Source organism: Streptomyces zagrosensis (assembly GCF_014203645.1).
Taxonomy (GTDB): Bacteria; Actinomycetota; Actinomycetes; order Streptomycetales; family Streptomycetaceae; genus Streptomyces; species Streptomyces zagrosensis.
Genome location: NZ_JACHJL010000016.1, coordinates 141,197 through 153,962, shown reverse-complemented (window position 1 = coordinate 153,962; position 12,766 = coordinate 141,197). Strand labels below are relative to the sequence as shown.

General features: G+C 69.4%; 2 protein-coding genes. Both read left to right on the top strand.

The window, feature by feature from the left end; all coding sequences use genetic code 11:
• Positions 1–6: 6 nt before the first annotated feature.
• On the top strand, positions 7–10,995 hold the full coding sequence (locus FHS42_RS26610) for a non-ribosomal peptide synthetase (RefSeq protein WP_184576250.1): 10,989 nt from the start codon (positions 7–9) through the stop codon (positions 10,993–10,995).
• Positions 10,982–12,682, top strand: a complete 1,701-nt coding sequence (locus tag FHS42_RS26605) for an ABC transporter ATP-binding protein (protein WP_184576248.1) — start codon at positions 10,982–10,984, stop codon at positions 12,680–12,682. The genes FHS42_RS26610 and FHS42_RS26605 overlap by 14 nt, the downstream gene beginning before the upstream one ends.
• The last annotated feature ends 84 nt before the right edge of the window (positions 12,683–12,766 follow it).

Sequence of the window (12,766 nt, the reverse complement as noted above, 5' to 3'; positions counted from 1 at the left end):
TCTTCAATGGTGGAACCGCTCGCTTCTCGCGTACTGCTTTCTCCCGCTCGCCTGACGGACATACGTCGGCGGGCCGGCGATTACGACGACCGGACCATCGCCGCGGCGTGCGCCATCGGGCTGTCGTACTGGGCAACGGGCCTCAGCCCCAATGGCATAGACCTGTCCCCTGGCACGCAGTTCACCGATGTCCTTGGGTGGGTCGCCAACGGCGCTGCCGGCGATGACGGGTGGGAGGTGGGCGCGGACGGCCTCAACATCACCGTTCCCGATGGCGTAGCACCGGCCGAGGCCCAGCTCGCCCTTGATGACCTGGCCGACTTCCCGGACCGACCCATCGGCACCATCAGCCCGTCCAGCATCGCGGCGAGGATCGAGGTCCTGGCCAAGTGGAACGACACCCAGGCCGACCGGGTCCGCCCGACCATCATGGAGATGTTCCGTGCGCAGGCACGTACCAGGCCCAACGCCGTCGCGATCGTCGATGAGCACCGGTCGCTGACCTACCGTGAGGTGGCCGAAAAATCCAGCCAGCTAGCACATCACCTGATCGAACGCGGCCTCACCGCTGAGCAGGTCGTCGGTATCTCACTGGGCCGCTCCGCCGAGATGGTCATCGGACTCCTCGCCGTGCTCCAGGCGAAGTGCGCGTTCGTTCCGCTCGATCCGCAGTGGCCCGCCGCGCGCCGAGCCGTCGTCATCGAGGACGCCCGGGTGGTGCTGCAACTCAATGAGTCGGGTGAGCGCGCCGCGGGCGAACCGGACGCCGTGGCCGTCGCCCTCGGCAACTGGACATTGGATGCTTACCCCGTCGAGGGGCCCGAGGCAACCGTCCCTGGCCAGGCCCTGGCATATGTGATCTTCACGTCTGGTTCGACCGGGCGGCCCAAGGGCGCCATGATCCGGCACGAGGCGATCAGCGAGCGCCTGCTGTGGCAAGTCGGCGAGATCCTGGGCTTCGGCCCTGACGACGCTTCGCTGTTCAAGGCGCCGCTGTCCTTCGACATCTCCATCAACGAAATCTTCTTGCCGTTGGTGTCCGGCGGCAAGTTGGTGATTTTGCGTCCGGGCGGCGAACGCGATCCGCACCACCTGCTGAGCGTGATAGCCGAGCAGCGCGTCACCTTCACCTACCTGGTGTCGTCCATGCTGGACGTGCTTCTTGAGATAGCGGGCGACTCCGGCCGCCTGGGCAGCCTGCGGCACGTATGGTGCGGCGGTGAGGTACTGACCCCAGAGCTGTACGCGCGGTTCCGCACCCAGCTCGACATTCCCCTCTACCACGGCTACGGCCCGGCCGAGACGACCATCGGCGTCTCCCACGTCATCTACCGGGGCGTGGCCGAGCGCCTTTCGACGTCGATCGGCAAGGCCAACCCCAACACCCAGCTCTATGTACTGGATGACGAACTGCGCCCGGTCCCGGTCGGGGTCGGTGGTGAGTTGTACGTGGGAGGACACCTCCTTGGGCGCGGATACGTCAACGCGCCCGGCCTCACGGCATCCCGGTTCGTGGCCAATCCGTTCGCCGGGGACGGGTCCCGGCTGTACCGGACCGGTGACCTGGCGCGGTACGCCCCGGACGGATCGCTGGACTTCCTCGGGCGCGCCGACAACCAGGTCAAGATCCGCGGCATGCGGCTGGAGATCGAGGACGTCGAGTCGGGCCTCGCGGAACATCCCGGGGTGCGGCACACCTGCGTCGTCGCGAAGAAGAACACGGCGGGCGGCACCTACCTGGTGGGATACGTGATCCCGGCCGCTGGCAGTGCGGATCTGCGGGCGGACGACGTCAAGGCGTGGGCCGCCCAGCACCTGGTGGAGTACATGGTGCCCGCCCACCTCGTCGTCATGAAGGAGTTCCCGCTCACCGCGAACGGCAAGCTCGATCGGGGCGCCCTGCCGGAGCCCTCGATCGACACAGGCTCCGTCGTGGCACCCGCCACCGACAACGAGCGCGTGGTGTGTGCGACCGTCGCGGCGGTGCTGCGACTGGAGAAGACCGGTGTCGACCAGGACTTCTTCCAGCTCGGCGGGGACAGCATGTTGGCGATCTCGCTGCTGAGCGCGCTGCGGGACGCGGGCCTTTACGTCACCGCACGGCAGATCTTCACCCACAGCTCGCTGGGGGCACTGGCCGCGGTGGCGAGCCGTGAAGACGTCTCCACCGTGGATCACGGCGATATCGCGACCGGCCCCGTGGTGGGGTCGCCCATCGTGCAGTGGCTCGGCCAGACCACGGACGCGATCGACGGCTTCGTACAGTCGGTCGTACTGAACACGCCGGCGGACCTGACCGCCGACGCACTCGACGAGATCCTCGCCGCCCTGCTCGGGCGGCACGACATGCTGCGCGCCAAGCTGGTGCGCGGTGAGCGCTGGAGCTTCGACATCCCTCCAGCCGGCCCGGCCGTCGTGGGGTGGCAGGCAAGTGACCGTCCGCTTGCGGAGTGCGTCGCGCTCGCCACCGAAGGGCTCGACCCTGCGGGCGGCGTGCTGCTGCGCGCTGTGTGGCGCCGCGCGGCACAGCAACTGGTCGTGGTTGCCCACCATGTCGTGATCGACGGCGTGTCCTGGCGCATCGTGATGGACGACCTGGCCACGGCCTGGCGCCAGTTCGTCGCCGGTACACCGATCGACCTGCCGCCCGTGGGCACGTCGTTCAGGCGCTGGACGCAGTTGCTGGAGCGTGCGGCATTCGATGCGGACCGTACGCACTTCGAGCAGCCGCTGCCGGGAGCGGACGCGCCGGTGGGCAGGCGTGCGCTGACCGAAGCCGACACCGTCGCCCGAGAGCGGACGCATACGGTCACCGTCGGCTCCAAGGACACGGCCGCGCTCCTCGGCGAGATCCCCGCGAAGTTCCACGCGGGCGTCAACGACGTCTTGTTGACCGCACTTGCCGTCACTCTCGCCCGGTGGCGCCGCGACCGTGGGCAAGATCAGACGTTCGCCCACATCGAACTTGAGGGACACGGCCGCGAGGGGCGTTTCGTGGCGGGCGACGCCGGCTTCGAGCCGGATCTGTCGCGAACCGTGGGCTGGTTCACCACCCTGTTTCCGGTGACCGTGGACCCCGGCGCGGCGGCCGACTTCACCGCGCCCACGTATCTGGCCGCCGCCCTGAAGTCAGTCAAGGAGGACCTCGCCCGGGTGCCAAGCAATGGCGTCTCCTATGGCGCCCTGCGATACCTGACCGACACCGGACTGACCACGCCCGCACCGCAGGTGTTGTTCAACTACCTGGGCCGCTTCGAAGCGGGCGCAGTCGGAGACTGGCAACTCGCGGGCTCCACGGGGCAGTTGGGCGAGAAGCGCGACCTGCGGATGCGCCTGCCCCGCGCCCTGGAGTTCAACGCGATCGCTGAACCCGACGCGAGTGGCGCGTACGAACTGGTCACCACCTTGTCCTGGCCGGATGGGGTGTTCACCGACGAGGACATTGCCAGCATCGGCCGCTACTTCACAGCGACCCTGGCCGCCTTGGCCGCGCTCGAAGAAGGTGGCCACTCCCCCAGTGACTTCCCGCTGGTATCGCTGACTCAGGCCGATATCGATGACGTGGACGGGCCGGCACTGCGCGACATCTTGCCGCTGACCCCGTTGCAGGAGGGCCTGTACTTCCACTCGGTCTTCGACGACGACGCGAGCGGCAGCTACGTCGAGCAGCAACTGCTGACCCTGAACGGCGACGTGGATGCCGATCGACTCGCGGCGGCGGCCACCCGGCTGCTCACGCTGTACCCCAACCTGGGGGCCCGCTTCACGGCCCTCGCCGATGGCCGTGTGGTGTCCATCGTGGAGAGCGGTGTGCAGGCGCCCTTCACGACGCTGGACCGCCCCGCCATCAGCGACGAGGAGATTCGCCACCACGCCGAGCGGGACCGCCGTGCCGGGTTCGACCTGGCCACTGGGCCGCTGATGCGGTACACGCTCATCCGCGCCGGCTCGGGCCGCAACGTCCTGGTGCAGACCGTGCACCACATCATTGCGGACGGCTGGTCGGTGCCGCCGATGCTTCGCGCGCTGCTGGCCGAATACCACGCGCCGGGGACCGTGCACCCGCTCGGTGGCTTCCGCGACTACGTCAGCTGGCTCGCCGCACGCGATCACGACGAGAGCGACCGGGTGTGGCGCGCTGAACTGGCCGAGCTGCCCGGGCCCTCATTGGTCGCCGAAGGGCACACCCCATCCGAACGGTTCGCCGACACCGCCGCTGATGCCGCTGCGGTGGCTGATGCCGCTGAGGCTGCTGAACCAACCGAATTCGCTAAGACCGCTGAGGCCGCGAAGCCAACTGAACCCGCTATCGACATGGACGCCGCGGCCCGGTCGGCCGGTGTGCCCCTGAGCGCGGCCGTGCACAGCGCCTGGGCGCTGACGCTGGGCGGCATCCTGCACGGCAGGGACGTCGTCTTCGGTTCCACGGTGTCCGGGCGCGACGCCGACGTACCCGGCATCGGGGACATGGTCGGGCTGTTCATCAACACGATTCCCGTACGCGCCCGGTGGACCGCCGCCAGCACGGCGCGCGACCTGCTCACCGCGGTGAAGGAACACCAGAGCACGGTGGTGGCGCACCAGCACGTGTCGCTTGCGAGGATCGGTCGCCAAGCTGGCGCCGGCTCCCTGTTCGACACCCTGGTGGTGTTCGACGTTGCGACCGATGTGGAGGCGCTGCGCGGGCCCGATGACGCGCTGGTCATCACCGACATCGTCAACGAGGGCGCCCCGCATTACCCGTTGACCCTGGTGGTGGAGCGCGCGAGCGACGGGCGCCCGCGCTTCAACTTGATCTACGACGGGGAACTGCTGCGCCCACGCAGCGCCAAGACGATCGTGGACACGTTCACCCAGACCCTCACCGGCCTACTCAACCGACCCGATGCCCTCGTTGACGAGCTGGCCCCCAAGGCCGGCCAGCACCTGGCCCAGCTTCCCCCAACGACCCTGGGCGAACTGTTCGACGCCGCCGCGCAGCGCGATCCGGCAGCCACCGCCGTCACCCAATGCGCTCTCGACGGCACTACCAGGTCACTGACCTACGGCGAACTGGCCGCCGCTAAGGGCGAGTTGGCGATGGCCCTGCGTGCGGCCGGCGTCGGGCCCGGCAAGCGGGTCGCCGTCGCCGTTCCGCGCTCCGTTGAACAGGTCGTCGCCCTGGTCGCGGTCGTCACCGCGGGCGGCGCCTACGTACCGCTGGACCTGGCGTACCCGGACGAACGGCTGGAGTACATCCTCGCCGACGCCGCCCCGCAGGTCGTCCTCGTAGCTCGCGAACAGCGCGACCGCTTCACCGGGCTGCTGGCCCGAGCGGGCGTGCGAGCCCGCGTGCTCGTGCAGGGGGATGAACTGCCGCTGGACACCACCGAACCGGTCGTCAACTGGCACGATCCCGCGTACGTGATCTACACGTCCGGCTCCACCGGCCGGCCCAAGGGTGTCGTCGTTCCGCACTCCAGCGTAGTGACCCTCCTTGCGAACACCCAGCCCGACATGCACTTCGGCCCGCACGACGTATGGGTGCAGTTCCACTCCTTCTCCTTCGACTTCGCGGTCTGGGAGCTGTGGGGCGCCCTCGTGCACGGTGGCGAGCTGCTGGTGCCGGAGTACGGGCTGACCCGCTCCCCGGACGACTTCCACCGGTTGATCCGCGAGCGCGCGGTGACCGTGCTGAACCAAACCCCTTCTGCGTTCTACCAGTTCATCGAGGCCGATCGGCGTGCCGACGAACCGGTCACGGCGCTACGCCGGATCATCTTCGGAGGCGAGGCGCTGGACCTCGGGCGGTTGCGCGGCTGGGTGGAGCGACATGGGGCCAGTGCGCCCGAGTTGGTCAATATGTACGGCATCACCGAGACCACCGTCCATGTCACCCATCGCGTGCTCACCGATGAGGACTTCGCCTTCGGGGATGACGTCAGCCCGATCGGCGGTCCCCTTCCTGGCCTGGTCACCTATCTGCTCGACGACCGGCTTCGGCCGGTGCCGCCGGGCCAGGTGGGTGCCATCTACGTCGCCGGCGACCAGCTGGCGCTCGGCTACCTGGGCCGGCCGGGGCTCACCGCGGGCCGGTTTGTGGCGAACCCGTTCGCGGACGACGGCTCCCGCATGTACCACACGGGTGACCTCGCTCGCCGTACGCTCGACGGCGAGTTGGAGTTCGCCGGCCGGGCCGACGACCAGGTCCAGCTCAAGGGTTTTCGCATCGAACTCGGTGAAGTGGAGTCCGCGGTTCGAGAGCTCGCCGGTATCGTCGATGCGGCCGTCACCGTGGCCGACAGCGGCGACCATCTCGTTGCGCACGTCGTGGGCCGGGTGCCTGATGACGTCACCGACCTGCTGTCCGCCAAGCTGCCCGTCCATATGGTGCCCGGCCGGGTGCTGCCGGTCGCCGCCCTGCCGCTGACGGTCAACGGCAAGTTGGACCGCAAGGCCCTGACCGCGCGCGCCGCACAAGCCGCACAGGCCACACAAGCCGAAGCGCCGGTGGCCGCGTTCGACGCCGCGCTCACCGCGCTGATCGACATCTTCGCCCGGGCACTGCCCGGCACCGCTGTCGATGCCGACACCAACTTCTTCCGCGCCGGAGGCGACAGCATCGTCGCCATCACCGTGGTCAACCGGGCCAGGGCGCTCGGCCTGTCGATCGCGCCCCGCGACGTGTTCTCGTTTAAGACCCCGCGCGCCCTCGCCGAGCACCTGAGCCTACGCACCCCGCAGGCAGCGCCGGCCGCGCAGGCTCGCCGCGATGACGGTCCGCTGCCCGCGACGCCGATCATCTTGCGGCAGCGGGAACTGGGCGGCTCCCTCGCCCGGTTCGCCCAGGCCAGGGCGCTGGTGGCAGCCGAGGGCACCAGCCTCGCCGACGTCCAGCACGCTGCGAACGCCGTCGTGGCCGCGCACCCGGCGCTTCGGTTGCGGCTGCGCGTCGAGCACGGCGTATGGGCCCTACGCACCGAACCCGCCCGCGAGATCACCGTCGTCCGTACGGACGCGGCCGATGTGACGGCGGCGGCGGCGGCGGCGAACGAGGCCGCCGGGCGGCTCGACCCCAGCACCGCAGATGTCATCGCGTTCTCCTGGCTTGCGGCGAGCCGCACGCTGGCAATCACCGTGCACCACATCGCCGTGGACGCGGTGTCCTGGCTGGTTCTCCTCGATGACCTGGCCACCGCGCTGAGCGGCACGCCCCTGGCACCGCCGACCACCTCCTACGCCGAGTACGCCGAAGCCCTGACGGTGCAGTCCGCCCAACTGACCAGCGACCTCGGACACTGGCTCAGCACGCTCCAGGCGCCGGCACTGCTGCCCGCGGTCCACCACCTGCGGGAGACCGTGGTCGTGCTCGAACCCGAGGTGAGCGAGCGCGTGACGCGCAGTGCGCCCGCCGCGCTCGGCGTGGGTCTCACCGAGTTGCTGTGCGGCGCGCTGCGTACCGCACTGACGCACATCCAGTCCGCGCCCACCGATCTCGCGATCGAACTGGAGCGGCACGGCCGGGTTCCGGTCGAAGAACACCACGACTACACCCGCACCATCGGCTGGTTCACCTCCATCGCGCCGGTGCGGGTCAGCGCGCACACCGACCCCGTCGCGGCGGCGCGCGAGATCACCCAACGCCAACCGGACGAGCGCGGCCACGTCGCCTACGGCCAACTCAGGTACCTCAACCCGCAGACGGCCCCGCTGCTCAACGCCCGCCCGCAGGTGCTGTTCAACTACCTCGGCCGCGGCAGCGAATCCCAGGCGCTGCACCTGACCGGCGGCGACCAGGGCAGCCCGTACGCTGTCGAGGTCAACGCGTGGATCGACGACGTCACCGGAAGCCTGCACGCGGCCTTCACCCTTGCCGAGGGCATACCCCAGGACATCACCGAGCACTGGCGCACCGCGCTGGAGCACATCGGCAGCGCCGCCGCGACGGCCGAGCGCACGGCGCCGGTCACCCCGCTCCAACGGGGTCTGTTCTTCCAGGCCCAACTGGCGGGCCCAACAGGGCACTACGTCGCACAGAGCTACTTCACATTCGATCGGCGCCTGGACACCGACGCGCTGGCCAAGGCCATGGCGTACGTGATCGCGCGGCACCCCGTCATGGGCGCCGGATTCGGCACCGACGACGACGGAAACCCGGTCCAGGTCCTCAAGGCGGGTCGGCGGGTCGATATCGGCACGGTCGATCTGACGACGGACGCCGACGTTGAGGCCCTGCGCGCGCGGGACCGCGCGTCGGGGTTCGACCTCGATGCGCCGCCGCTGATCCGGGTGACCGTGGTGCGTACGCCCAATGGCCGCGATGGGCTGCTGCTGAGCTATCACCTGCTGCTGTGGGACGGCTGGTCGCGCGAGATCGTGTTGCGGGACCTGTTCGACGCCTATCAGGCCATCGTCGCGGGCGAGCCGCTCGATGCGGCCCCGGCCCTGCCCAGCTTCGAGGACTACGCCCGAGCCCTCGACGCCAAGGACCCGGTGGTGTCGAACCGCTTCTGGGCGGAGCACCTGTCCGGTCTGTCGGGTCCCACGCTGCTCGCCGGGCCGACGCCCGCCCTGCCGGACGATGTGCCGCGTGCTGTGGTGCGCACGCTGTCCGCCGAGCTGTCGGAGTTGCTGCGACAAGCGGCCAGGGCGCACGGTGTCACGCTGAACTCGGTGCTGACCGGCGCGTTCGGCCTCCTCCTCGGCGCCCACACCGGCCGCACTGATGCCGTGTTCGGCGTAACAGTCTCGGGCCGGGAGGGCGAGGGCCACGCCGGCATCGTCGGTGTGCTGCTCAACACGGTGCCCATGTGGACGCGGGCGCGGCCCGCCGACTCGGTCGGCGAATATCTGTCGGACGTCCAGGCGGCCCGGGCCGCGGCGATGGAGCACGAGCACCTGGGGCTAGGCGAGATCCAGCGAGCCAGTGGACACGACACCCTCTTCGACAACCTGTTCGTCCTCCAAAACTTCCTGGACCTGGATGCGTTCGCCGAGATGAACACCCGGCACGGCATCACCTCGGTGCAGGCCGACGACTCCACCCACTACCCGTTCACCTGGGTCGTCACGCCCGGCGAGCAGCTCACGGTCAAACTGGAGCACCGCGGCGATGACCCCGCCACCGCCCACCGTCTCCTCGCCGACTATCTGCGGATACTCGAAGACTTGGCACGATCGACGGGCCAGGTGGGCGCTCTGCGGGGGCTGGAACCCCATCCCGAGCCCGCCGAGCGCACCGACGTCGGCACGGACACCGTCATCGACCGCTTCGACCGTGCGGCGGACCGCAATCCGCGGCGGATCGCGCTCGTCGCCCACGGTTCGGCCCTGACCTTCGCCCAACTCCAAGAGCGCAGCCGCGCGGTGGCGGGCGTGCTCGCCCAGCGGGGCATTGGCCCCGAGATGACCGTGGGTCTGGCGATCCCGCGCTCCCTTGACTCGATCGTGGCGCTGTTCGCGGTGCTCCGCGTCGGCGCCACGTATGTGCCGCTGGAACTGGACCACCCCGACGAGCGGATCGCGGCCATCGTCGCGGACGCCCAACCCGAGGTGATCCTCACCGTAAGTGGCGTATCTCCCCGGTTGAGCGGCGAGCTGATCGAGCTGGATCGCCCCCTGCCGGAAGCTGATCCGTTCGTGACGTTCGCGCCGGACGACCCGAACCGGCTGCGGCACCCCGCGTACACGATCTACACCTCCGGCTCGACCGGTAAGCCCAAGGGCGTGGTCACCGAGTACGCCGGGCTCACCAACATGCTGATCAACCACCAGCGGCGAATCTTCGAGCCGGTCCTCGCCGAGCACGACCACCGGGTCTTCAAGGTGGCGCACACCGTGTCGTTCGCGTTCGACATGTCGTGGGAGGAGCTGCTGTGGCTCGCCGATGGCCACGAGGTCCACATCTGTGACGAGGAGTTGCGCCGCGACGCCCCCCGGCTGGTCGCATACTGCCGCGAGCACGGGATCGACGTCATCAACGTGACCCCGACCTATGCACAGCAACTGGTGGCTGAGGGCCTGCTCGACACCCCGCAGCGGCGGCCGGCGCTGGTGCTGCTCGGCGGCGAGGCCGTCACCCCGACGCTGTGGCGGCGGCTCGCCGAGACCGAGGGGACGGTCGGCTACAACCTGTACGGGCCCACCGAGTACACCATCAACACCCTGGGCGTTGGCACCTTCGAATGCCAGGACCCGGTGGTGGGCGTGGCGATCGACAACACCGAGGCGTACGTACTGGACCCGTGGCTACGGCCCCTGCCTGACGGCGTTCCCGGGGAGTTGTACGTGGCGGGCATCGGCATCGCACGCGGCTACCTAGGGCAAAGCGCCCAGACCGCACACCGCTTCGTGGCGTGCCCGTTCGGCAAACCCGGCGAGCGCATGTACCGCACCGGGGACCTGGTGGCCCGCCGGCCTGACGGGAACCTGATGTACCTGGGTCGCACCGACCAGCAGGTGAAGATTCGCGGGCATCGGGTCGAACTCGGTGAGGTCGAGGCCGTGTTCGCGGCGCATCCGGCGGTGCGCTTCGCCGCCGCGGTCGCGCAACCCGACCCGCAGGTGGACGGCGCCTACCGGCTGGCCGCCTATCTCGTGCTGGACGGCGGCGACGTGGCGCAGGTCGCCGGCGAGGTGGGCACCAAGCTGCCGGACTTCCTACGCCCGACGCACTACGCCCAGGTCGACAGCATCCCGCTCACCGTGAACGGAAAGGTTGACACCAAGGCATTGCCAGCAGCCAAGCCGCTCGGCACGCTGACCACGGCGGGAGAACGCGCCCCACAAACCGAGACCGAGACCGCGGTATGCGAGTTCTTCGCCGAGGCACTGGACCTGGACGATGACGAGGTGAGCGCGGTGAGCGACTTCGTGTCCCTTGGCGGGCACTCCATGCTGGCGGTGCGGCTGATCGGGCTGCTCCGCCGGGAGTACGGTCCTGTGATCACGATCCGTGATCTGTTCACCCTGCGAACCCCGGAAGCGATTGCCCGCCACCTTGATGAAAACTCCTAACACGCAGCGACCCCGACCGGGGTCGGACATCCTATGGACCGCACTGCGTCGCAACGTCGGCGCCATGGCCGGGGGCACCGCCCTCATGGGCCTGTACCAGGCGGGGGAGACCGCGTTTCCCATCGCGCTGGGCCTCATCGTCGAGCACACGATGCAGGACCGCAGCCTGACCGCGCTCGGCCTGTCGGTCGGCGCCCTTGCGGTGATCATCACGACGGTGTCGCTGTCGTGGCGATTCGGGATGCGCATCCTGCAAAAGGCCAACACGACCGAGGCGCACCGCTGGCGGGTGCAGGTCGCCGCCTGCGGGCTCCAGCCGGTGGCCAGGGACGTTGACCTCAAGTCCGGCGAAGTGCTGACCATCGCCACCGAGGACGCCGATCAGACCGCGGACATCATCGAGGTGGTGCCGCTGCTGGTCAGCTCACTGGTTGCGGTGGTGGTCGCGGCGGTCGCCCTGGGCCTTGCCGACCTGCGACTCGGTCTGCTGGTGATCGTGGGGACCGTCGCTATTTTGTCGATCCTCGCCGTGATGTCCAAGCGGATCGGCGCCAGTACCCGTGAACAGCAGGCCCGGGTGGCGCGGGCAGGCGCCAAGGTCGCCGACCTGATCATTGGCCTGCGCCCGCTGCACGGCTTCGGCGGCAACCATGCGGCGTTCGCGTCCTACCGCAAGGTCAGCACGGACGCGAAGCAGCAGGCCATCACCGTCGCCAGGGTGAACGGCACGTACGCGGGTACCGCCCTGGCCCTGAGCGCGGTCCTTGCCGCCGCCGTGTCCCTGACGGCGGGCTGGCTGGCGTTCGGCGGCCACATCACCATCGGGGAACTGGTCATGGCCGTGGGCCTTGCGCAGTTCATCATGGAGCCGCTCAAGTTGTTCTCGGAGATGCCCAAGTACGTGATGATCGCGCGCGCGTCGGCCGAGCGAATGTCGCTGGTGCTCTCCGCGCCGCCGGCGAGCACCCCGGGGCCCAAGCGCCCGACCGCGGGCGGCGGGCTCGATGTGGACTGCGTGCGCTACGGGGCCCTACGCAAGCTGAAGTTCGAGGTCTCCCCCGGCGAGTTCGTGGCAATCGCCGTCTACCAGCCGCGCGCCGCGGCCGACCTCGCGGCAATCCTGTCGGTAAACGCCGCGCCCCCTGCGTACGAGGGAGTAGTGCGGGTCAGCGGGCAACCGATCGCGGAACTGTCGATCGAGGCCGTCCGCGAGCACATGCTGGTGAACCCGTACGACGGGGAGATCTTCGCCGGCACCCTCCGCACGAACATCGACCCATCGGGCACCAGCTCCATGATTCCCGAGGCCGTCGAGGCGTCCATGCTGACCGACGTCGTCTCCCTGCACCGCGACGGCCTCGACTACGCGGTCCGCGACCGCGGGGCGAACCTTTCCGGGGGCCAGCGACAACGACTATCCCTGGCCCGCGCGCTGGCCGCCGACAGTGACGTGCTGGTGCTGCACGACCCGACAACGGCCGTTGACGCGGTCACCGAACAACTCATCGCGCGTAACGTGGCGCGATTGCGCCGCGGTCGCACCACAGTCGTGATCACCAGCAGCCCGGCCCTCCTGGACGCCGCCGACCGTGTTCTCGTCCTGGACGACGGCGTCATCACCGCCGATGACACCCACCGCAACCTACTCGCCAGCGACGAGGCTTACTGTCTGGCCGTCGCCCGGTGAAACGCCGGTCGGTTGCGGGGGCTTGCCGCTCGCGCTGAGCAACCGTGCCGCTACGCACAGCGGTACTGTGGCGTCCAACGGGAT

Bases quoted from the DNA above. Each gene is read 5' to 3' on its own strand.
- FHS42_RS26610 (WP_184576250.1), top strand. From the start codon at position 7: ATGGTGGAACCGCTCGCTTCTCGCGTACTGCTTTCTCCCGCTCGCCTG.
- FHS42_RS26605 (WP_184576248.1), top strand. From the start codon at position 10,982: ATGAAAACTCCTAACACGCAGCGACCCCGACCGGGGTCGGACATCCTA.